Source organism: Priestia megaterium (assembly GCF_023824195.1).
Classification (GTDB): Bacteria; Bacillota; Bacilli; order Bacillales; family Bacillaceae_H; genus Priestia; species Priestia megaterium_D.
Genome location: NZ_CP085442.1, coordinates 4,329,031 through 4,353,089 on the forward strand (window position 1 = coordinate 4,329,031; position 24,059 = coordinate 4,353,089).

Here is a 24,059-nt window from a genome sequence, read left to right on the forward strand (position 1 = left end):
AAAAGAAGCCGTTCAAAACGGCTTCTCTCTTACACTTCTTCACAATGATGTTCGAATGCTTCTTGCAGCTTCATCACAACTGACATTGGCTCATGGCCTTCAATTTCGTGACGCTCTACCATTGTGATAATTTTTCCGTCTTTTAATAAGGCGAAAGATGGAGATGAAGGCGGATAACCTTCAAAGTATTCGCGTGCACGTGCAGTTGCTTCTTTATCTTGCCCAGCAAATACTGTAACCAAGTTTGTTGGACGTTTATCATAATGTACAGCGTGCGCTGCAGCAGGTCTTGCAATACCTCCTGCACAACCGCAAACTGAATTCACCATTACAAGCGTTGTACCAGGCTTTTTAAACGTTTCATCTACCGCTTCAGCCGTCGTTAATTCTGTATAACCAGCAGCTGTAATTTCTTTACGGGCTTGACGAACAACGTCGTTCATAAACAAGTTAAAATCGATATTCATTTTCATACCTCCCTTTTGCTATCTATTCTTTATCATAGCAAACGAAACCTAAAAAGGCGATTGCTTTGACTCATTTTTTCTTGGTAATCAAGATTAAACAAGAAAAGAAATGGTGATACTATTTTTACAGCTAGAAAACCATACTCTTAACTCCCTAGTGTAGAAGGATCCGCATAAAATGCAGGATCCTTTTTTATATTTCCTTCATCGCCTGCTGGTAGATTTTAATCAAGTGTTCGAGAGCTTCAGCCATTGTGACATCTCCCGTCATCATTTGTTTTTCAACATCCCCTAACGTTTGCTTAACTAAAGGATGTTCATAAAATGATTCTTGTAAATATTCATTAACACTTGCTTGTAACCATGCCTTCATTTGCTTTTGCCTTACTGCATAAAACAGATCATTTTTATTCATCCATTCCTTATAGTCACAAATTATCTTCCACAAGTCTTGAAATGATGCTTCTTCATAAGCAGAAGTTGTGATAACCTGTGGGTTCCACCCTCCAGAATGACCGTGAAGGAAACCGATGACGCTTTCGTATTCTTTTGCAGTCACTTCTGCTTTTAGCCGGTTATCCCCGTCTGCTTTATTTACACAAATCAAATTAACCCATTCAAGCAGCCCTTTTTTAATTCCTTGCAAATCATCTCCTGCTCCGGTTAAAGCAAGCAGAACAAAGAAGTCTACCATCTCTTTTACAATCATTTCACCTTGTCCAACGCCCATCGTTTCGACAAATATAATGTTATACCCAGCCGCTTCACAAAGAAAAATGGCTTCTCTCGTTTTAAGATGAACACCTCCAAGCGTTCCTTGAGAAGGTGAAGGACGGACAAAAGCGTTCTCTTGTTTGGTAAGCAGCTCCATTCTGGTTTTATCTCCTAAAATACTTCCTCCAGACAAGGTACTGCTTGGATCGACTGCCAAAACTGCAACGGAATGGCCATTTTTGCATAGGTACGACCCAAATTTGTCAATCAGCGTACTTTTTCCTGCTCCGGGTACGCCTGTAAAACCAATGCGCACTGAATGCCCCGTATGAAGATAGATTTCTTTAATCAGCTGTTGTGCTATTACTTTATGCTTCGGCGCTTTACTTTCAATTAAAGTAATGGCTTGAGCTAACGCTGTTCTTTTCCCTTCAAGCAGCCCTTGTTTATAATCTTGTACCGTTTTTAATTTCACCAATTGTCTTCACCAACTATTCTTCTAACCGTTTCTTTATTTCATATAAAACGGAAACGGCCGCTTTTGGGATTACTGTTCCAGGTCCAAAGATTGCAGAAGCGCCGTGTTCTAAAAGAAATGAGTAGTCTTGTTTAGGAATAACGCCTCCAACAATAACAACGATATCGTCGCGCTCTAATTTCTTTAACTCATCAACAAGCTGCGGCAGTAACGTTTTATGCCCGGCTGCCAAAGAGCTTATGCCAATCACATGTACGTCGTTTTCTACAGCTTGCCTTGCTGTTTCTTGAGGCGTTTGAAATAAAGGACCGATATCAACATCAAATCCAAGGTCAGCAAAGGCTGTTGAAATAACTTTCGATCCTCTGTCATGACCGTCTTGCCCCATTTTCGCGACTAAAATTCTTGGGCGTCTTCCTTCTTCCTCTAAAAATTCAGCCGTGAGCTTTCGAACTTCTTCGATTTGATCTCGATGCGCAAACTCCGCACTGTATACCCCGCTGACTGACTTAGAAGTAGCCTGATGTCTTCCAGCCACTTTCTCAATAGCTTCTGAAATTTCACCTAGTGTAGCTCTAGCTCTCGCAGCTTCAACCGCAAAAGCAAGGAGATTCCCTTCACCTGTTTTGGCACAATTGGTCAGTCGATTAAGCGCTTCGATTATCGCTTGTTCGTTACGTTCACTGCGTATTTTCTTTAACTTTTCCAGCTGCTTCATTCGAACTGCTGTGTTATCAATATCAAGAATATCAAGCGGTTCTTCTTGCTCCGGCTGAAACTGATTCACACCTACAATAATTTCTACCTGCGAGTCTATTCTTGCTTGTCTGCGCGCAGCGGCTTCTTCTATCTTCATTTTAGGTACGCCTGCTTCTATTGCTTTTGTCATTCCGCCGAGCTGCTCTATTTCTTCAAGGTGCTTCCACGCTTTTATCATTAATTCATTCGTTAATGATTCCACATAATAAGAGCCTCCCCAAGGATCAATAACGGAACAAATCTCCGTTTCATTTTGTAAGTAAAGCTGCGTATTTCGGGCAATTCTAGCTGAAAAATCAGTTGGAAGAGCAATCGCTTCATCCAGTGCGTTTGTATGAAGCGACTGCGTATGTCCTGATACTGCAGCCAGAGCTTCGACGCATGTTCTAATAACATTATTAAATGGATCCTGCTCCGTTAAGCTCCATCCGGACGTTTGAGAATGCGTTCTAAGAGCTAGAGATTTAGGATTATCCGGCTCAAACTGCTTCATTAGTTTTGCCCATAGCAGCCTCCCTGCTCTCATTTTCGCTACTTCCATAAAATAGTTCATTCCAATTGCCCAGAAAAAGGATAGCCTCGGAGCAAATGCGTCAATTGTAATTCCCGCTTTCAAGCCGGTTCGTACATATTCAAGTCCGTCTGCAAGCGTATAAGCAAGCTCTAAGTCTGCTGGAGCACCTGCTTCTTGCATATGATAGCCTGATATACTGATACTGTTAAATTTCGGCATGTACTCCGCTGTATATTTAAAAATATCCGCAATGATTCGCATTGACATCTCAGGAGGATAAATATATGTATTGCGCACCATATATTCTTTTAAAATATCGTTTTGAATCGTTCCAGCCAGCTTTTCTTTTTTTACGCCTTGTTCTTCAGCTGTTACGATGTAGAAAGCTAAAATAGGAAGCACCGCCCCGTTCATCGTCATCGACACGGACATTTGATCAAGCGGAATCCCTTCAAACAGCTGCTTCATATCAATCATTGAATCAATTGCCACACCTGCTTTCCCTACATCTCCAACAACTCTTGGATGATCAGAGTCATAGCCGCGGTGGGTAGCGAGGTCAAAAGCAACAGACAGCCCTTTCTGTCCAGCAGCTAGGTTTCGGCGGTAAAAGGCATTGCTTTCCTCCGCCGTTGAGTATCCTGCATACTGTCTAATAGTCCAAGGCCGATTCACATACATCGTTGCATACGGTCCTCTCACAAACGGTGGGACACCAGGTGCAAAGTGAATAAAGTCGAGGTTATCTCTGTCTTTTTTTGTATACACTGATTTTAATTCAATTTGTTCATTTGTTTGAAAAGCAGTGAATGAACTTTGAGTCACGTCATCTTCCCTTTGCTGCTTTGAAAATGATAATGGAATATTAGAAAAAGAAGGCTTTTTATACATGAACTTCTACCTCCAAAGCACATAATAACTTCTTAACGCATTGAATAACATTCGTCTTAGGATGTATGACGCTCATTACACCTTTTTGCTGCCACTGCGTTTTGCGTGATACATGTTCTTCCCCTACTACGTACACATAAACGGAATCTTCCTCAAAATAAGTCATCGCTTTTGTTAAGAGCTTTTCCACGAGTTCATCACTTCCACAGATCACATATGCTTCGTGCTTTTGTTCATTCATCCAATCTGCTATCTCGACATAGGAATCTATGTTTTTAATTGTTTCACACGCAAAGCCTGCGCTTTCAAATAAAGACCGGGCAATCTCAGCTTTTTTACGGCTGCTAGGATCGGTGAGCTCCATAATGCCAATGCTCATTCCCTTTGTATAAACCCGTATTTTTTCAAACTTCTCTGCTGCTCTCCACTTAGTGAGCGGCACAACACTGTCAGGCTGTGTCTGCTTCGCCATTTGTTTTAGCATCCACCCTGCTGTTACCCCTTTAGATGCTAGCTTTGTATAGTCCTCTAGCGAAAGATTTGATGAAAATTCCGAAGCGTTCTGATCACTGTATTTATCCATTTTTATTTCTTCTTTTTTAAACGGCGTGCTTTTTATCTCTTGAGATACAGCCTGTTGCTTAGGAGCATAGTGTGTGACTCCGATCAAGCGCTCAATTCGGCACTCTATATCCTCTTGTCTTTTTACTCTCATTTGTTCAACTTCATCTTGAATTCGCCCTTGTTTTAAAGCTTCTTCCATGCCGCCGTGGTCTTCAATGTTGCCAAATAACTCCCAAGCTTTTGTCATTAATTCATGTGTGTAAGCTTCAACGTACCAAGAGCCTCCGGCAGGATCCATTACTTTTGATATATGTGTTTCGTGCTGCAAAATTAAGTGAGTATTACGGGCAAGGCGATGAGCGAACTGAGAAGATGAGGATGTGACGGAATCATATGGTTCAATATGCAGACTATCCGCTCCTCCTACAATAGAAGCAAATGCTTGAACCGTGCTCCTTAATGCATTTGTATACATGTCTTCTTTAGACTGTGTAAGATGTGACGTTTCCGTATGGATAAACGGCACTGAAACGAACGTGTCATCAAAAGCACGAACCACATTTGCCCAAAGCATGCGAAAAGCACGAAGTTTTGATATTTCCATAAATAAATGTGAGCTAACTGAAAAAGAAAAGGTCATGTGAGGTAAAACTTGATGTAAGGACAAACCGCGTTTTATGCATTCATCAATATACTGCACCCCTGTAGCAAGCATATAAGCTAGTTCTTGAACAGCGTTTGCACCGCTGTTATGGTAAGGAATGCTTGATACAATGATCGTTTTGAGCTCTGGAACATTACTGTGAGCCAAACGCGTTGCGTAAGCTAAATGATCGTATAAATCTCGAGTAGAAAGTGGAACTCTTCCATATTCAGCAAGGGTGCCGAGCGGATCCATTCCAACCGTACCTGTTAGCTGTCTAATATCAAAGTTATGATCAACACAGTATGCTTTTAGAAACGAAAGAAGTGGAACGGATGTACATCCCGTATTTAAAAATAAAGGCACAGCTTCAAGAGCTACATGCTGAAACAAATGAGCAACATCCTCTAAAGTAGAAATTGTAGCGCCTGAGGCTACTTCAGCTTCAGTTGCTTCATCAACGTCTTTTCCTTGCCTCATTGCTTCACTGCACGTAAAAGCGGCCGTATTTTGTCCATTTCTCAAACTGTGTAAAAGAAGTTTATTGCTTTCTTTAATAGAAGGTAAGTCGATTTTTTGGGTGATTTCCCATTCCCCTAGTATGTATGATTCTTTACCGGCTCCTCTTAAACAATCTATTCCCGCCGGACTCTGCTGCAAGTAGTCTAAATGTGCCGTATCACTTTCGGAATAAAGCGGTTTCAAAAAGATGTTTTCTAACGTTTCTTTTGAGCAGAGCGCGGTATTTTTGCTAACTTCCTGTGCCCAATCTTCTTTAGGTGTACGTGTAAATTCATGAAATGATAATGTATTTGTTTTCATTTCCATGCCCCTTTACAGTTAATAGCTGCCTGCTAAACCGAGATGATTACACTTTGAAGTTTGATGATTCTTCTTTTATTTTAATACATCTTTTACAAATTGTTCAATCATTGCTTCAAAATAAAAAGAGGGCGGGACATAATTAACCTACGTTTACCATCACCATAAAAAAATCCGAACGAGTTGGATTCTCTATCAAGAATCTCGATTCATCGTTCGGATCTTCCTGCAGCTAAAATATTTTTGTGCCAGCCTCTTTTTTAATAGACGGACGTATTCTCTTTAGAAGTAGATTCTAAAATCTCTTTAACTCTTGCCAAGAATCTGCCGCACACCAAGCCGTCTAACACGCGGTGATCAAGTGATAAACATAAGTTAACCATATCTCGAACAGCAATCATGTTATCAATAATAACCGGACGTTTTACAATAGATTCTACTTGTAAAATAGCCGCTTGCGGGTAATTAATAATCCCCATTGATTGCACGGAACCAAATGAGCCTGTGTTGTTAACAGTAAACGTTCCGCCCTGCATGTCTTCAGACTTCAATGAACCCGTACGAACTTTTTGCGCGAGCTCTGTAATTTCACGCGCAATGCCTTTGATTGTCTTTTCATCGGCTTGTTTAATAACCGGCACAAATAAAGCATCGTCTGTTGCAACAGCAATGGATACATTAATATCTTTTTTCTGGACAATACGGTCTCCTGCCCACATTGAATTCATTTGAGGGAATTCTTTTAAAGCCTGAGCCACTGCTTTTACGAAGAACGCAAAATAAGTTAAGTTAAAACCTTCTTTTTGTTTGAACTCCGTCTTTAATGCATCACGATAAGAAACTAAGTTCGTTACATCAACTTCAACCATTGTCCATGCATGCGGAATTTCGTGTTTGCTGCGAAGCATATTTGCTGCAATAGCTTTACGCACGCCTGAAACAGGGATTTCTTGATCTCCTGCTGCAGACACAACCGGCGCGGATTGCTGCGTTTTTGGAGCAGCTGCCGCTACGGGTGCTTCTGGCTGAACTGTTGATGCAGGTGTTTCTTTCACTTCAGCAGCTCCACCTTTTTCAATAACAGCTAAAATATCTTTTCTCGTAATGCGGCCGCCCGCACCTGTTCCTGTCACGGTATCTAAATTAATATTATGCTCTTGTGACAGACGCATAACAGCTGGAGAGTATCGGCTTTTATTGGATTGACTGTCCGCTGTTTTTGGCGCTGATTCTTCTACAGTCTTATCAGACGTTTTCTGTTCTTTTTGAGGTACAGTTCCTTCTACTTCAATTAAACAAATCACTTCTCCTACAGGCAAAGTATCATCTTCACCTGCAATTAACTCTTTAATTGTTCCACTAAAAGAAGAAGGCACTTCAGCATTTACTTTATCCGTCATGACTTCAGCTAACGGGTCGTACTTATTTACGTGATCTCCAACAGAAACGAGCCATTTGCTAATTGTACCTTCTGTTACACTTTCACCGAGCTGCGGCATCGTAATTTTTTCAATAGCCAATTGATACAACTCCTTTTAAAATTGAGCTAATTCTCTCATTGCTTTTTCTACTTTATCTGGATTCACCATAAAATATTTTTCCATTGTTGGTGCATACGGCATAGCTGGAACATCAGGGCCAGCAAGGCGCTGAATTGGAGCATCTAAATCGAATAAGCAGTGTTCAGCAATAATAGCTGCTACTTCGCTCATGATGCTGCCTTCTTTGTTGTCTTCCGTTAAAAGCAGTACTTTACCTGTTTTAGAGGCTGCTTCAATAATAGCTTCTTTATCAAGCGGATAGACCGTTCTTAAATCTAAGATGTGTGTTGAAATACCGTCTGCTTCTAGTTTTTCAGCAGCTTGAAGAGCAAAGTGTACACAAAGACCATATGTAATAACCGTGATGTCGTCTCCTTCTCTCTTTACATCTGCTTTGCCAATCGGAAGTACATAATCATCTTCAGGGACTTCTCCTTTAATCAAACGGTACGCACGCTTATGCTCAAAGAAAAGAACTGGATCATCATCACGAATAGCTGCTTTTAATAATCCTTTTACATCATAAGGCGTAGAAGGCATCACAATCTTTAACCCTGGCGTATTGGCAAATAGTGCTTCAACAGATTGAGAATGATAAAGAGCACCGTGAACTCCGCCGCCGTAAGGAGCTCGAATTGTAATTGGACAACTCCAATCATTATTAGAACGATAGCGAATTTTCGCTGCTTCTGACACAATTTGATTGACTGCAGGCATAATAAAATCAGCAAATTGCATTTCAGCAATCGGACGCATTCCGTACATTGCCGCTCCGATTCCTACCCCTGCAATGGCCGACTCTGCAAGAGGTGTGTCAATGACTCTTTCTTCTCCGAACTGTTCGTACAGTCCGTTGGTTGCTTTAAATACGCCGCCTTTTTTCCCTACGTCTTCTCCTAATACAAACACGCGGGAATCTCTTTCCATTTCTTCACGAATGGCCATTGTTACTGCATCAATATATGAAATAACCGGCATATGTTTTCCTCCTTACTCACCGTACACGTATTTTAAAGCTGATTCCGCTTCTGCATAAGGAGCGTTTTCAGCATAATCTGTTGCATCATTAACAATGTTCATAATATCATCAAGCATTTGTTTTTCTCGTTCATCGGTTAACACGTTAACCTCTTTTAAATAAGTCGCAAAGTACGCAAGCGGATCACTCTTTTTAGCTTCAGACAATTCTTCTGCTCCGCGATATGCACGATCATCGTCATCACTTGAATGGGCAGTCAAACGCTCTGAAACAGTTTCAATAAGAGTAGGCCCTTCTCCTCTGGATGCACGATCTCTTGCTTCTTTTACCACTCGGTATACTTCAAGGACGTCGTTTCCATCAATTGTGTAGCCTGGCATACCATATCCAATCGCACGATCAGATACTTTTGCGCATCCTAGCTGCTTTTCAACCGGAACAGAAATCGCATACTTGTTATTTTCACACATAAAGATAACAGGAAGCTTATGAACACCTGCAAAGTTCGCGCCTTCGTGGAAATCTCCTTGGTTAGAAGATCCTTCTCCAAACGTGACAAACGTTACTAAGTCTTTTTTCTCCAATCGTCCTGCTAAAGCGATTCCTACTGCATGAGGCACCTGTGTTGTAACTGGAGAAGATCCTGTTACAATTCGCTTTTCCTTATGGCCAAAGTGACCTGGCATTTGACGACCTCCTGAGTTTGGATCTTCTGCCTTAGCAAACCCAGAAAGCATTAAATCGCGCGCGGTCATTCCAAATGCTAGCACAACACCCAGATCGCGGTAATAAGGTAATATGTAATCATTCTCTCTGTTTAAGGCAAAAGCTGCGCCAACTTGAGCAGCTTCTTGACCTTGACATGAAATAACAAAAGGCACCTTCCCTGCACGATTTAATAGCCACATACGCTCATCAATTTTTCGTGCAAGCAGCATAGTGCGGTACATTTCAAGTACTTGTTCATCAGTTAATCCTAATGATTCATGACGGTTTTTTGTCATGTTTAAACCTCCTTTAATCATCAAAAATGAATCGCTTTTCCATCTACAGCTAATGAAGCTTCTCCCATCGCTTCTGAAAGGCTAGGGTGAGGATGAATGGTATGAGCAATTTCCCATGGTGTAGCATCCAATACCTTTGCAAGACCTGCTTCAGAGATCATATCCGTCACGTGAGGTCCAATCATATGCACACCAAGGACATCATTTGTGTCGGCATCAGCAATAATTTTAACAAATCCCTCTGCCTCTCCATATACAAGAGCTTTTCCAACGGCCTTAAACGGAAACTTTCCAATCTTCAGCTGAAACCCTTGCTGTTTTGCTTCTTGTTCTGTTAATCCTACACTTGCTGCCTCCGGGCTGCTGTATACGCATTTAGAGATTGTTGTATAATCAATCTTCAAAGGCTTTTCACCATGTAAATGCTCAACAGCTACAATTCCTTCGTGAGAAGCTACATGTGCAAGCTGCAGTCCGCCAATCACATCTCCAATTGCGTAGATATGAGATTCTTTCGTTTGATAAAAATCATTCGTGGCAATCACACCGTTTTCTACTACAATATCGGTATTCTCGAGACCAATTCCTTCGACATTCGCTTGACGCCCTACAGATACAAGCAGCTTTTCTGCTTCATATTCTTGCATATCGTCTCCTACTTGAGCCGAAATTTTCACCTGACCACCAATAGACAGTGTATCAGCCATTACTTTAGCAGAAGTAATAATGGTAACTCCTTTTGCTTTTAAAAGCTTCGTCATTTCACGGGAGATATCTTGATCTTCTGTTGGTAAAATTCGATCGCTGTATTCAACAACCGTTACATCAACATTAAAATCTGTGAGCATTGACGCCCATTCAATTCCGATGACGCCGCCTCCCACAATAATAATAGAAGCAGGAAGTGTTTCCATCTTTAATGCTTCATCTGAAGTGATTACTTTCTCTCCGTCAATCGTTAAACCAGGTAATGTTCTAGGACGAGACCCTGTTGCGACAATTACATTCTTTGGAATAAGCATTTCGTTTTCTTCACCGCTTTTTAATTCGACGGAGATGGTTCCTGGCATAGGAGAAAAAATAGAAGGTCCTAAAATACGTCCAATTCCTTCATATACGTCAATTTTACCTTTTTTCATTAGCTGTTTGACACCATTATGTAACTGTGAAACAATTTCTGACTTTCGTTCTTGTACACGTGCATAGTTCAATAGTACATTGGAAGTTTCTACGCCAAATTCACTGCTTTTCTTAGCCGTTTGATAGACTTCTGCACTTCTTAGTAAAGCTTTGCTTGGGATACACCCTGCGTGCAGGCATGTGCCGCCTAACTTATTTTTTTCCACAACCGCTACCGATAGACCTAACTGAGAGGCACGAATAGCTGCTACGTACCCTCCGGTTCCACCGCCGAGAATGACCAAATCATATTCTTTTGCCACACTGCTTCACACCTTTCTGCAAACGCTATTAAGCGCCTTTATATTCCTTCACTTCTTCTTCACCTGTAAGCACTCGGAGAGCCCCTTCAGCTAGCGCTTGAAGCTCATTTTCTCCAGGATAAACAATGACATCTGCAATCCACTTTACATGATTAATAATCAGCTCAACAAACGCTTTTGAATAAGCAATGCCTCCCGTTAAAATAATGGCATCTACTTTTCCATGCAAAACCGTACTGGCAGCTCCAATTTCCTTCGAAATTTGATAAGCCATTGCTTCGTAGATAAGCTTAGCTTTTTCGTTTCCATTTTTCACTAGCGCTTCGACTTTCTGCACGTCAGATGTGCCCAAATAACCGACAAGCCCGCCTTTTCCTACAAGCATTTTCATAATCTCCTCGCGGTAATACTGACCTGAAAAGCAAAGACGAACTAATTCACCAACCGGTACACCCCCAGCGCGCTCTGGACTAAAAGGACCGTCGCCGTGCAGGCCATTGTTCACATCAATTACTTTTCCGCGTTGGTGAACTCCAACTGTAATGCCTCCACCCATATGGGTAACAATAACGTTCATTTGTTCATATGTGCTATTCATTTCTTTAGCCACTTTTCGAGCAACCGATTTTTGATTCAGCGCGTGAAAGATGCTTTTCCTTTCCATAAAAGGAGTTCCTGAGATACGAGCGATGTCACTTAGCTCATCTACCACCACTGGATCAACAATATACGCTGGAATATTTAATCCAGACGCAATCTCAAACGCTAAAATCCCGCCTAAATTTGAAGCATGATGGCCGGCATAACCGTCTTTTAAATCTTTGAGCATGGCTTGATTTACTTCGTATGTGCCGCCTTCAATCGGGCGTAAAAGCCCTCCTCTTCCACATACTGCACTTAATTTAGATAAATTAATCCCTTCTTCATCAAGTGCCTCTAAAATCGAGTTTTTACGGAACTCATACTGTGCATATATCGTCTCAAACTGATTCATTTGCTGTGAATCGTAGCGGATTGTTCGATCAAAAATTGGTTTATCGTTGTGAAACACGCCAATTTTTGTGGACGTTGAACCCGGATTTATTATCAGCATTCGATATTCGTGCATATCCAACACATGTCCTCCTACCTTATCATTCTCATAAACGAAGGCTAGGTCGAAAGGATTTCATTTATTCCTTTTGCCTAGCCTTCAGCTCAAACATTAGCGCGTATGACGTCTACTTAAAATATGCTGTCCATTTTGTAAAAATTGACTGCGTGAACGACGCAGCTTTTCAATTCTTTCTTCAGCTAAGCGATCTGCTGCTAGATAGGTTGGAATGCCATCTCGCTTTGAGATTTCAACTACCTTTTCAATATTATCATAAATACCTTCAACTTTTTTCAGCGCACGCTCACGGTTATATCCAACTAGCTCATCAGCTACGTTAATAACGCCTCCTGCGTTAATAACATAGTCCGGGGCATATACAATGCCTAATTCATGAATTAAATCACCATGACGCGTTTCTTTCAATTGATTATTAGCTGCCCCTGCAATAACTTTTGCTTTTATTTGAGGGATCGTTTCATCGTTAATCGTTGCTCCGAGTGCACAAGGAGCATAGATATCACATTCTACACCATAAATATCATTCGGGTCTACTGCTTGCGCACCAAATTCTTCTACCGCACGCTGAACAGCTTCTTTATTAATATCCGTTACGATAAGTTTCGCTCCTTCTTCGTGAAGGTGGCGGCATAAATTATATGCTACGTTTCCTACACCTTGGACAGCTACTACTTTTCCTTCAAGCATATCTGTTCCAAATGCTTCTTTTGCTGCTGCTTTAATTCCTCGGTATACGCCGTAGGCTGTGACTGGTGATGGATTGCCTGATGAACCAAAAGCAGGAGATACACCCGTTACATAATCCGTTTCCTCATATACAATATCCATATCCTCTACCGTTGTGCCCACATCTTCTGCTGTAATATATCGACCATTTAACCCTTGAATAAAGCGACCAAATGCACGGAACATCGCTTCATTTTTGTCTTTGCGAGGATCTCCGATAATAACCGTTTTCCCTCCTCCTAAATTCAAGCCTGCTGCTGCATTTTTATAAGTCATTCCGCGTGATAGACGAAGCGCATCTTCAATTGCGGCCTCTTCTGATTCATATGTCCACATTCTCGTACCGCCTAGAGCTGGTCCAATTGTTGTATCATGAATCGCAATAATGGCTTTTAAGCCTGAATCTTTATCTTGGCAAAATAATAACTGCTCATAATCGTATGTTTCCATATAGTCAAAAATTTTCATTGTTAGTGCCTCCTAAGAATTCTGTTGAGCGACGCTGATAGCAAGCGCCAGTGAGTATAATTTACTTTCTGATGAATCTGCTCTGGATGTTAAGACGACCGGAGCTTTTGCTCCCGCTAGAATAGCTCCAACTTTTGCTTTAGCAAAATAAATAAGGGATTTATATAAAACGTTCCCTGTTTCAATTGCTGGAACGAGTAATATATCTGCTTGACCGGCAACTTCACTTTGAATGCCTTTTTGCTTGGCTGCTTCTATGTTAATGGCATTGTCGAGTGCTAAAGGTCCATCAATAACGCAGCCTTTAATTTGTCCTCTGCGGTTCATCTGTGTAAGAAGTGCAGCCTCTACTGTTGCAGGCATCAAAGGGTTCACAACTTCAACCGCTGCAATAGGAGCTACCTTTGGCACCTCTATCCCAATCGAGTGGGCAACGTTCACCGCATTTTGAATGATTTGAACTTTCTCTTCCAGAGATGGCGTAATATTCATAGCTGCATCTGTTACAAGAATCGGACGGTCATAGTGAGGAACGTCAAACACAGCTACATGTGATAAAACATTTCCCGTACGCAAACCATGCTCTTTATTTAACACAGCTTTTAAAATAAGCGATGTGGATAAATTCCCTTTCATTACGATATGAGCTTGACCTTGCTGAACTGAACGCACAGCCAATTGAGCCGCTTCTAAAACGGACTCCGTATGTACGACCGTCACAGCCTTATGAGTGAGTAAGGATGGGCGGTACTGCCTGAATAATTCATTAATTGTCGTTTCGTTGCCAAACAAAATAAATTCAGAAACTTCCCTTGACACAGCTTCATACACTGCCTCAATTGTTTCTAAGTCTTCAGCTGCAGCAACAGCAACAGTCAAAGAAGACTGCTTAGCAACCTGAGATAAGATGGTAGCAAGAGTCATGGAATGTTCGACCTCTCCTTTTTCATTCTTTCTTTTGCTCCGTTTTAAAGAGCATACTGCGCGTTTATGCAGTCACCTAAAATACATGCAAGATTTGTGCCATCCCCTGCATATATTACATAATATAGCTGCTTATATCCGTTCTTACACACAAAAAATTTTTTTTATTGATTCTAACGACAAATAAAAAAAAGAATACCTCTCTATTTATATGCAATAAATTGCACACCATGCACTTTATTGCATGCTGTTATTTGCAAGATTGTATTTTTCCAACTTATAATACAGAGAACGCAGGGAAATATTGAGCTGTTTTGCTGTTTTCGTTCGGTTATACTCGTTTGCAAGCAGCACTTTTTGAATAAGTTCCGCTTCATAATTTTCCATCATGTGCGCTAAAGTCTTCCCTTCGAACACTACCTCTTCATTCACCTGATTTTTTTCTTTTTTGCCCTTGCCTTCAAGCGAAGGGAGATGAACAGAATCAATCATTGTTTCTGTATAGTGCATATAAATAATGGCTCTGCCTAATATGTTTTCAAGCTCTCTGACGTTTCCTGGCCAGTCGTATGATCTTAATGATTGTAAAGCCCCCTCTGTTACTCCTTCAACATGCCGGCCGTAATCTTGATTAATTTTTGTAATTAAGTGTGTAACAAGCGCACCAATATCCTCTTTTCTCTTCCGAAGAGGAGGTATGTGAATCGGAATTTTGTTTAGCCGATAATACAAGTCCTGTCTGATGCTTCCATCAGCCATTCCTTTTTCTAAATTCACATTCGTAGCTGCAATAACGCGAACATTCACCGGAATAGGAGTCGTTCCTCCAACGCGAATAAGCTCTTTTTCTTGAAGCACCCGAAGCAGCTTAGCCTGCATATGAGCTGAAAGCTCCCCGATTTCATCTAAAAAGATGCTACCGTTATTGGCTTCTTCAAAAACGCCGCGTTTCCCGCCTCTTTTTGCCCCGGAAAAAGCTCCTTCTTCATACCCAAAAAGTTCACTTTCAAGCAAAGACTCAGAAAGCGCAGCACAGTTAATCCGGACAAATTTATTAAACTTTCGGCTGCTCGCATTATGAATCGCATGTGCAAACAACTCTTTACCAGTCCCAGATTCACCTCTAAGCAAAACAGTAGCTGGTGTTTTAGCAGCAAGTCTAGCCTGCTCAATTGCTAACTGAAACTCTTCAGATTGACCAATGATATCAGCAAATGAATATTTCGCTTCAAGCGTTCGGATAATTTGACGCGCTCTTTTGAGTTCATTTGTAAGCTCTTGAATTTCAGACATATCATGAATAACGCCAACGCTGCCTTTTAATTTTCCATCGACAATAACGGGGGCAACATTGACAACTACGTCTCTTTTACTCGGACCAAGCCTCATTCTTACACCTCGAACGGGACGCCTTGTTTGCAGCACCTTCATGTGCATACTGTCTCCTTCAGAGATATCGGCAGTCGCGGGCTGACCAATAATATCCGTCTTTTTTAAACCCGTAATTCTCGTATAAGCAGGATTAATTAAAATCCCTCTTCCTTCTTCATCGACAACCGAAATAGCTTCTTCAGAAGATTGAATAATAGCTTGAAGCATAGTTTGTACTTCTTTTAAATTCGTAACTTCTTCTGCCAATCCGACAACGTCCGTAATATCTTTAAAAATCGAAAAGGCCCCAAACAGCTCTCCATTCTCGTCGAGTATTGGTATTCTAGTCGTAATTACCTTCCGTCCGCTATCTAACACAAATTCACTATTTTGATCAATCGTTTTTGTATGAAGAACATCAACAAGTTTACTATTTGGAATGACTTCATGAAGATGCTTACCAATTACATCTCTGTGTGAAAAGTTCGTCAAACGCTCGGCACTTTGATTAAATAGCGTAATATATCCATTCCTATCAATCACGACCATCGCATCATGAGCCGCGTTAAAAATAAGATCATATTTATACGATTCTTGCTTTAACCGCTGAATTAACTCTTCTTTTTCCTCCATCAGATTTGCCATAATTTCAGCAACCAATCCCGGCACTACCAGTGCATCAGCAGGTTTGCTTCTTTGCAATTGTTGAAAGACGCCTTGTTTACCTGTTGTTTCAACAATGACATCGAGCTGCTTTGTCATATAAGGCTCCCAATTCATTCCGGTTGAAATATCTTGTTCTTGCGCATACAAAACAGCCGGCGCGTTAGCTCGTACGTCTACTACACCAATCACTTTCATAAATTCGGTTTCCAACAAGATTTTCAGAATAGCTAATCCGCCTTTTCCTCCTCCAACGATCAACACATTTTGCATATTTTTTCACCTTTTCTACTTAATATGTACATATTCCGTGCAAAATATTGCATATACCTATCATATAAAAAAAGAAACGCTCTTGACAATTTATTTAGTTCTTTTATGATTCAAGTATAACGGTTTCATAATGTAAACGCATTCATTTTTAAAAAAGAGAAGCGAAAGGAGCAGTTATGGTTCGAATTATCGCACTGCTAATCTTACTTATTCCTGGTATACTCGCTGGCTATGGCATTAAACTTATGAGAGATATGATTTTTGGCATCCTGCAATCCCCGTTCCCTTCTTTATTTTTGCAATTTTCAGTCGGTCTTCTATTATTTTTAATCGGCCTTGGATTTGTTGCTGGCTTTATTCTGCACAGAGACCGCAAGCGAAACAAAGTTCAAAACAGATTTCAAAAAGATAAAAAAACATCGCATTAATGCGATGTTTTTTTACGAAAAGCGCCCCCCAAATTGCTTCACCATTTTTTCTGGATAATCGGTAATAACGGATTCACATCCATATTTCCGAAGCTGCTCAGCTACTTTTACATCATTTACTGTGTAAGGTCGCACTGGAATTTGACAATCTTTTGAAGCGGCTACATTTACTTCATTAACGGTACGCTGATTAGGGTGAAGAGCTTTTGCGCCAAGATGCTGAGCATATACCCAAGGCTCATACATCGGATAAGAATATAAAATAGCTGTTTCGATCGTAGAATCCAGGGAACCAATTCGGGCTAAGCTGTTATGATTAAAAGATGAAATCATCGTTCGATCCTTCATCTTGTATAAATAAATTAAATCCAAGACTTTCATTTCCAAGTATGGATAGTCAAATATATTGTTTTTCAACTCAATATTTACACTAATTCCTTCACTTGAAGCCCACTCCATTACTTCATTTAACGCGGGGATTTTACATACTCCATACTTTTTTTTGAACTTATAGCTCGCATCTAATTTTTGTAAATCTTGATACGTAAAATCTTTTACATACCCTTTTCCATTCGTCGTTCGATCTACTTTTTCATCATGAATTACAGCAAGTTCCCCATCCTTTGTCATATGCACATCAAGTTCAATTCCGTGTGCTCCAACTCTCGCTGCTTCTTTGAAGGAAATCATCGTATTTTCAGGAAACGTTCCAGCTGCGCCGCGATGACCTATTACAAACATACTTGCTCAACTCCTCTATTATCACTTATTATTAACTTTAGCATTACTTAATAGTGAAAGCACGAATTTACTGTTTATACTTCTTCACTTTCATTACTTTATATGCAAAAGGAGGTCGTTGTGTATGAGACCACTGCAAATTTCACCGGATACAGCCGTAAAATTAGCGGAACAATTGAATATCCCTCTCGAGCAATTAATGCATATGCCTCAGCATATTTTGCTGCAGAAACTTGCTGAATTAAATGCGGGCGAAGATAAAAAAGGATCTGAATAACAGATCCTTTTTTCTTTCAAATTTTCATTTCCAAAAATAGTATTACCTTCTCACTTCCTTCCCCCTAACATATATTAGAATATTTAATAATATAAATGTATTTTTAAAAATGCTTTTAAATAAGTAATTTAATACTTTTTTGTGTATATTTAATTATTTTTTGATTTTTCCATATAATTTTATTGACGAAATTATTGTTTTTCTACTAAAATAAAAATACATTATATTTATTCCAGTACTTATATTCTGATTTTTTGATCAATTCAAACAAAAGAATTAAATAGTATGAGAAAAATTTTAGGGGGACTTCATTATGCAAGCAGCTGTACAACACGAAAATCAGCAGCCAAATGAGTCTAGGAAAAAACACCCTCCTGGACTGTACTTATTATTCGCTACTGAGGCATGGGAAAGATTTAGTTATTATGGAATGAGAGCCATTCTGGTTCTTTATTTAACTGCTACCGCTGCTCAAGGTGGACTCGGGGTAGATAAAGCAACTGCACTGAGCTTATATGGAACATTCACTAGTGCTGTTTACATTACGCCGATGATTGGCGGATATTTAACAGACCGCTTCCTCGGAAGAAGGCTAGCCATCACTATCGGTGGTGTGATTATGGCACTCGGGAATTTTTCCATCTTCATTCATCAAAGCGTAGCCGCTTTGTATATCGGACTTGCTTTATTAATTATCGGAAACGGATTTTTCAAACCAAATATCTCCACATTGGTCGGAGATCTGTATGAAGAAAATGATCCTCGCCGTGACGGTGCTTTCACCATTTTTTATATGGGTATTAACTTTGGTGCATTTTTCGCACCGTTAGTTGTTGGATTAATGAGTTACAAATACGGATTTTTAACAGCAGCTATTGGAATGGTTGTTGGACAAATTTTGTTTAACCTACTGGCTAATCGCTATTTAGGCGATATCGGGAAAGAGCCTACAGGAAAAGTACACGCAGCGGCATCTCAAACATCAACTGCTCCGCTGACAGCACGAGAAAAGAAAAGAACGGTTGCTATCGTTATTCTAGCCTTCGTTGTTATTGCTTTCTGGACAGCTTTTGAACAGGCTGGAAGTTCTTTAACACTATATGCTCAAGATCAAATTAATCGTCAAATAGGTAGTTTCACGGTTCCAACAGAGTGGTTCCAATCATTGAATCCGCTGTTTATCATGATTTTAGCACCAATTATGTCACTAGTTTGGTACAAGCTAGGAAATTCAAAACGCGGTGATTTCAAAACACCAACAAAAATGGGTATGGGACTTGTAACAGTCGGATTAGGATTCTTAATTTTAATTCCAGCCGTTATGTATACTGGTAATGACCCAGCTTTAAAAGTAAATATCCTGTTCATGATTTTCACTTACTTCCTGCACACGCTGGCTGAGCTTATGATTTCGCCAGTAGGGTTGTCTATGGTAAGTAGACTGGCTCCATTAAAGCTTGCTTCTCTTTTAATGGGCGTATGGATGGCAAGCTCTGCTGTTGCTAATAAGCTAGCGGGTGTTCTTGCATCTTATACACAGTCTTTAGGTTATTTCGACATCTTCAGCTTAATCGGAGCTGTAACAATTGTACTTGGAATTATCGTTCTGTTCCTTTCAAAACCGATTGCTAAATTAATGGATTAAAAAAAGCAGCCTTTTCTGAAGGCTGCTTTTTTTTATAATTTAATTATCCATATCCCATTTAAAATATGTAGATAAATTTTTTAATGCACCTTCTAAATCTTCTTTCAAACACAAAACCCTCATAACAATTAAATAAATTATTTCAATAAAATACACCACTATGGATATGAAGAGAAACAAGATGCACGTTCCATTAACCTCAATATTTTCACCTCTTAAAACAAAATAAAAGGACCAATGAATGATTAAAATTCATCGGCCCTGCAGTAAAATGTTTATTGGTTTTCAGTTTACTATCTAGTGTAAATTCCAAAAGTTTATCGGCATGTACTCTGTATTACAAAAGGTATCAGCTCACTCAAAACCCCGTAATTCCAGCAGTCCTATCCCTTTCAACTCGCTTTATGTTCAAGGCGTAATTTATCCGCAACCATGGCGATAAATTCACTATTTGTCGGCTTCGCTTTTGACATGCTGACAGTATATCCGAATAATGAAGAAATGGAATCAATGTTTCCTCGGCTCCATGCTACTTCAATGGCATGACGAATGGCGCGCTCAACGCGGCTTGCCGTTGTATTATATTTTTTTGCAATATCAGGATACAGTACTTTTGTAATCGACCCAAGCAGCTCAATATCCTTATATACCATTGAAATGGCTTCTCTCAAATATAAATAGCCTTTGATATGAGCAGGTACACCAATTTCGTGAATGATGCTCGTAATGCTTGCATCTAAATTTGCTGGTTTGCTGTCGCGATGTGAACGCATGGAAGAAGATGAACGTTGCATAAATGAAGATGTTTGTCCGCTAACTTGACGAATATGATTCACTAAGTTTTCCATATCAAACGGCTTTAGAATAAAATAAGCAGCTCCTAAATCAACCGCTTTTTTCGTTACGTCTTCTTGCCCAAATGCTGTTAGCATAATGACATTTGGATAATTTTCTTTTTTCATTTCTTTTAACTGACCTAAAACTGCTAATCCATCTAGATGCGGCATAATAATGTCTAATACAAGAACATCCGGATCTTTATCTTTTAAAATGGATAAACACTCTTGTCCATTGTAAGCTACTCCGATTACTTCCATGTCTTCTTGCTCTGAAATATAATCTTCAAGCAAACCAATTAGTTCCCGATTATCATCAACCAAGCATACTTTAATTTTTTTCAATGCAGCTTCCTCCTCAGTCCTTTATGTTATACGTCGTTTCCTACGTGTCTCTATTCTTTATTCTAAAGGACAAATTCGACAATGCAACATTATTTCCTTTATTTTTTTAGAAAAAAGTCTTTTAAATGGGATTTATTCGATTTTCTCTTATTTTCTTTGTTTTTCGACGTTTTTCTCTTACATTTACGACAATAATTTTTATCAAAAAAAGCGAACTAATGACAACATTAGCTCGCTTTTTTTCGATTATTTTTATAAATATCGATTCCTGCTTCGTTAAGCATCCATTCAATATGGACACCGTAACCCGAGGTAGGATCATTTACAAAAACATGGGTAACCGCTCCAACGACTTTACCGTTTTGAATAATCGGGCTCCCGCTCATTCCTTGAACAATTCCACCTGTTTTCTTTAGCAGTTTAGGATCTGTAATTTTAATAACCATTCCTTTAGTAGCCGGAAACTTTTGAGGTATAGTACTCATAATTTCAATATCAAATTCTTCCACTTGATCATCATCTACTACCGTTAGAATTTTAGCCGGTCCTTCTTTTACTTGATGAGATAGGGCAATTGGCATTGCTTTATCCATTATTCCGTTTTCCATCGTTGAAGACAATTTTCCAAAAATACCAAAAGGACTATTTCGTGTAATATTTCCAATGATTTGTCTATCTTCAGAAAACCTTGCTAGCTTTTCGCCGGGAACGCCGTTAGAACCTTTCTCAATTGATGTAACGGTCGAACGGACAATTTGTCCATCTTCTACTACGATTGGCTTTTTTGTATCCATATCCGAAATAACATGGCCTAAAGCGCCATATTTTTTAGATTTTGGATCATAAAAAGTCATTGTGCCAATTCCTGCAGCTGAATCACGGATGTATAAACCGATTCTGTAAGCATAATCTTGCTTATCTTTTAACGGATACAGCTTAGTGTCAAACTGCTTTTTTTCTCTTAAAATATGCAGATTTAATGGTTCACCCGTTTTTCCTGCCTGCTGAATAAACGGTGTAATATCACTCATTTTTTCAATGGTTTTACCATTAATCTTCGTAATCATATCTCCAACTTGAATACCCGCAATTTCACCAGGAGATCTTTTACCTTTTGCTGTATCTACCTGATGATAGCCTACAACAAGAACACCTTTTGAATTTAATTTCACACCGATTGATTGTCCACCTGGAATGACTTTAAAATCAGATAATACCTGCACGTCTACACGCTTTACAGGAATACCGGCCAAATGAAGCATCAACTCTTCTTTGCCTACCTGTTTGCCTGCTACGGTCAGCTTCGCCTTGTTACTTGTTACATCGTAAACAGGTGATGAAGCTGCTACGCTAAGCGGTAATGTCGTATTAATTTTTTCTTTTTGCTGTTCAAATAAGACGATTTGTTTTGGAATGTGTATATATTGTTGCACAACTGGAATAAATCCTACAAAAATGAACGAAACAAGGAGAATCGCACCAATTATATGTCTGTATCGATTTTGCATGTTTTCACTCTCCTCGCTTCCTCGCCTAAATGGCTACACATTTAATTTAGCCTTCTTAAAGCGCATTTATAACAGAAGTTCAGAGAAAAATGAAAAGAAGTGCAAGGAAACATTTTCAGTTCCTCCATTTTGTATAAAAAAACACCTTTAACACATACTGTTACGTGTTAAAAGGTGTTTTTTTAAATGGTGTGCTTCATCTTATCCGCTAAATCTAAAAGCTCTTTGGCATGTTCCTTCGTTAAGCTTGTAATTTCAGCTCCTGCAATCATTCGACCAATTTCTTTTACTTTTTCATCAAGAGTTAATGGAAGAACAGACGTCGTTGTACGATCACCTTTTATCTCTTTAGCAATAAAGAGATGAGTATCTGCCATAGCTGCTACCTGCGGCAGATGAGATATACAGAGAACTTGTGAATCAACGGAAATGGCATGTATTTTTTCACCGATCGATTGAGCTACTCTTCCACTTACGCCTGTATCAACTTCATCAAAGATAATGGACGTCACACCTTGATGCTTAGAGAATATGCTCTTTAACGCCAGCATAATTCTTGACAGTTCTCCTCCTGATGCTACTTTTGCAAGAGGCTTTAACGGTTCACCAGGGTTGGTAGAAATATAAAACTCTACGTTGTCAATGCCGTCTTTGGTGAATTTTATTCTTTCTCCATTTACTTCAACGTCATTTTTACCTGCATTTACAACAGAGAATTTAATTTGAAATACGGTCTTAGCCATATACAGTTCTTGAAGCTCATGATGGATGCTGTCCGTTAACTCTTGAGCAAGTTTTTTTCGAATAGCTGAAACATTGTTAGCTTCTACTAATAAATCCTGCGCTACGCTGTTTAACTGCTCTTTGATCTTACTCACATGCGTATCTCGATTTTCAATACGATCAATTTCATCTTCAATTTGTGCTGCATATTCTAGAATTTCGTCTACACTTTGACCGTATTTACGCTTTAAGTGATTAATTTCATTTAAACGCGCTTCAATAAAGTCTAAGCGTTTGGGATCAAATTCTAATAAATCAAGCTGCTGACGAATTTTATAAGACGCGTCTTCTAGCTGATAGAAACTCGATGAAATGATTTCAGAAATATCGGCATAGTTTTTTTCCAGTGAAGAAATATCCTCCGTATGATTCATTGCTACGCCTACCCAATCTAAACCTTGATGTTCACCGTGCAGCGCATTGTACGCATCGTTTAGTGAAGTATAGATCTTTTCAAAGTTAGAAATCTTCAAACGCTCTTCATTTAGTTCCTCGTCTTCGTTCAGCTGCAAATTTGCCGCTTTAATTTCATCTAATTGAAATTGAATAAGATCTAGGCGATGTGCCATCTGCTGTTCATTTTCAGTTAATTGATCTAACTGTTTTTTGAACGATGTATACCTAGAAAATACCTCTCGATACTCCGTTAAAGCCTCTTCTACTTTTTCTCCTCCATATTGATCAAGAAGAGTTAAGTGACGATCTTGATTCATTAAATCTTGGTGTTCATGCTGTCCATGTATATCAATTAACGTCTGTCCAACTTCACGTAGGATAGCTAACGTTACGAGCTTACCGTTGATCCGGCAAATACTTTTCCCATTTGTCGTAATGTCTCGGCGAAGCACAATCATTCCATCTTCCACTTCTAAACCGACTTGTTTAGCTTTTTCGTGACTCGGATGCTGTTCTTCATCAAATAAGAAAAGCCCTTCAATTTCGGCTCTGTCTGTTCCGTGGCGGACAAACTCTGAAGAGCCTCTTCCACCTACTAACAATGAAATGGCATCAATAATAATTGACTTTCCCGCTCCTGTTTCGCCTGTTAATACCGTTAAGCCTTTTTCAAATGAAACAGAAAGTTCATCAATAATCGCAAAATTTTTAATGGATAATTCAGCTAACAACCTGCTTCACTC

At 39.6% G+C, this 24,059-nt stretch carries 19 protein-coding genes; 3 read left to right on the forward strand and 16 right to left on the reverse strand.

What is annotated here, in order from left to right:
- Nucleotides 1-29: 29 nt before the first annotated feature.
- From LIS78_RS22470 to LIS78_RS22525, 12 genes are all read right to left on the reverse strand, one after another.
- The gene (locus tag LIS78_RS22470; RefSeq protein WP_195781890.1) at nucleotides 30-467 is read right to left on the reverse strand and encodes a BrxA/BrxB family bacilliredoxin; all 438 of its coding nucleotides are present in this window, start codon (nucleotides 465-467) and stop codon (nucleotides 30-32) included.
- A 193-nt stretch (nucleotides 468-660) separates the two neighbouring features.
- Nucleotides 661-1,656, reverse strand: coding sequence for a methylmalonyl Co-A mutase-associated GTPase MeaB (gene meaB, locus LIS78_RS22475; RefSeq protein ID WP_252284379.1), 996 nt, complete (start codon nucleotides 1,654-1,656; stop codon nucleotides 661-663).
- A gap of 16 nt (nucleotides 1,657-1,672) precedes the next feature.
- Nucleotides 1,673-3,823, reverse strand: a complete 2,151-nt coding sequence (gene scpA / locus LIS78_RS22480) for a methylmalonyl-CoA mutase (RefSeq protein ID WP_195781888.1) — start codon at nucleotides 3,821-3,823, stop codon at nucleotides 1,673-1,675.
- Nucleotides 3,816-5,852, reverse strand: coding sequence for a methylmalonyl-CoA mutase family protein (locus tag LIS78_RS22485; RefSeq protein ID WP_252284380.1), 2,037 nt, complete (start codon nucleotides 5,850-5,852; stop codon nucleotides 3,816-3,818). Before LIS78_RS22485 ends, scpA begins: the two co-directional genes overlap by 8 nt.
- Nucleotides 5,853-6,112: 260 nt before the next feature.
- Nucleotides 6,113-7,372 (reverse strand): dihydrolipoamide acetyltransferase family protein, encoded by a 1,260-nt coding sequence (locus LIS78_RS22490; RefSeq protein ID WP_195781886.1) that lies wholly within the window; start codon nucleotides 7,370-7,372, stop codon nucleotides 6,113-6,115.
- Between the two features lie 15 nt (nucleotides 7,373-7,387).
- A complete protein-coding gene (locus LIS78_RS22495; RefSeq protein ID WP_195781885.1) occupies nucleotides 7,388-8,371 on the reverse strand; it encodes an alpha-ketoacid dehydrogenase subunit beta in 984 nt (327 codons plus the stop codon).
- A gap of 12 nt (nucleotides 8,372-8,383) precedes the next feature.
- Nucleotides 8,384-9,376, reverse strand: a complete 993-nt coding sequence (locus LIS78_RS22500; RefSeq protein ID WP_013084976.1) for a thiamine pyrophosphate-dependent dehydrogenase E1 component subunit alpha — start codon at nucleotides 9,374-9,376, stop codon at nucleotides 8,384-8,386.
- Between the two features lie 20 nt (nucleotides 9,377-9,396).
- Nucleotides 9,397-10,818 (reverse strand): dihydrolipoyl dehydrogenase, encoded by a 1,422-nt coding sequence (gene lpdA / locus LIS78_RS22505; protein WP_209150653.1) that lies wholly within the window; start codon nucleotides 10,816-10,818, stop codon nucleotides 9,397-9,399.
- 28 nt (nucleotides 10,819-10,846) lie between these two features.
- Nucleotides 10,847-11,926, reverse strand: coding sequence for a butyrate kinase (gene buk / locus LIS78_RS22510; protein WP_370511583.1), 1,080 nt, complete (start codon nucleotides 11,924-11,926; stop codon nucleotides 10,847-10,849).
- A gap of 96 nt (nucleotides 11,927-12,022) precedes the next feature.
- Nucleotides 12,023-13,126 (reverse strand): branched-chain amino acid dehydrogenase, encoded by a 1,104-nt coding sequence (gene bcd / locus LIS78_RS22515; protein WP_013059125.1) that lies wholly within the window; start codon nucleotides 13,124-13,126, stop codon nucleotides 12,023-12,025.
- A gap of 12 nt (nucleotides 13,127-13,138) precedes the next feature.
- Nucleotides 13,139-14,050, reverse strand: a complete 912-nt coding sequence (gene yqiS / locus LIS78_RS22520) for a phosphate butyryltransferase (RefSeq protein ID WP_252284381.1) — start codon at nucleotides 14,048-14,050, stop codon at nucleotides 13,139-13,141.
- A 237-nt stretch (nucleotides 14,051-14,287) separates the two neighbouring features.
- Nucleotides 14,288-16,357, reverse strand: a complete 2,070-nt coding sequence (locus LIS78_RS22525; protein WP_195781881.1) for a sigma-54 interaction domain-containing protein — start codon at nucleotides 16,355-16,357, stop codon at nucleotides 14,288-14,290.
- Nucleotides 16,358-16,533: 176 nt separating this feature from the next.
- On the opposite strand from LIS78_RS22525, the gene LIS78_RS22530 reads away from it, so the two are divergent.
- Nucleotides 16,534-16,785: a DUF2627 domain-containing protein gene (locus LIS78_RS22530; RefSeq protein ID WP_013059128.1), complete on the forward strand. Its 252-nt coding sequence runs from the start codon at nucleotides 16,534-16,536 to the stop codon at nucleotides 16,783-16,785.
- Nucleotides 16,786-16,797: 12 nt separating this feature from the next.
- On the opposite strand, the gene LIS78_RS22535 is transcribed toward LIS78_RS22530, so the two are convergent.
- Nucleotides 16,798-17,526, reverse strand: coding sequence for a glycerophosphodiester phosphodiesterase (locus LIS78_RS22535; RefSeq protein ID WP_195781880.1), 729 nt, complete (start codon nucleotides 17,524-17,526; stop codon nucleotides 16,798-16,800).
- A gap of 124 nt (nucleotides 17,527-17,650) precedes the next feature.
- On the opposite strand from LIS78_RS22535, the gene LIS78_RS22540 reads away from it, so the two are divergent.
- Nucleotides 17,651-17,803, forward strand: a complete 153-nt coding sequence (locus tag LIS78_RS22540; protein WP_064504589.1) for a YycC family protein — start codon at nucleotides 17,651-17,653, stop codon at nucleotides 17,801-17,803.
- A gap of 313 nt (nucleotides 17,804-18,116) precedes the next feature.
- Nucleotides 18,117-19,448, forward strand: coding sequence for a peptide MFS transporter (locus LIS78_RS22545; protein ID WP_164796481.1), 1,332 nt, complete (start codon nucleotides 18,117-18,119; stop codon nucleotides 19,446-19,448).
- Between the two features lie 392 nt (nucleotides 19,449-19,840).
- Here the strand turns inward: LIS78_RS22545 and spo0A are convergent, their stop codons facing one another.
- From spo0A to recN, 3 genes are all read right to left on the reverse strand, one after another.
- Nucleotides 19,841-20,629, reverse strand: coding sequence for a sporulation transcription factor Spo0A (spo0A, locus tag LIS78_RS22550; protein ID WP_013084985.1), 789 nt, complete (start codon nucleotides 20,627-20,629; stop codon nucleotides 19,841-19,843).
- A 227-nt stretch (nucleotides 20,630-20,856) separates the two neighbouring features.
- Nucleotides 20,857-22,137, reverse strand: a complete 1,281-nt coding sequence (gene spoIVB, locus LIS78_RS22555) for a SpoIVB peptidase (protein ID WP_195781878.1) — start codon at nucleotides 22,135-22,137, stop codon at nucleotides 20,857-20,859.
- Nucleotides 22,138-22,319: 182 nt separating this feature from the next.
- Nucleotides 22,320-24,047: a DNA repair protein RecN gene (gene recN / locus LIS78_RS22560; protein WP_252284382.1), complete on the reverse strand. Its 1,728-nt coding sequence runs from the start codon at nucleotides 24,045-24,047 to the stop codon at nucleotides 22,320-22,322.
- Nucleotides 24,048-24,059 lie beyond the last annotated feature (12 nt).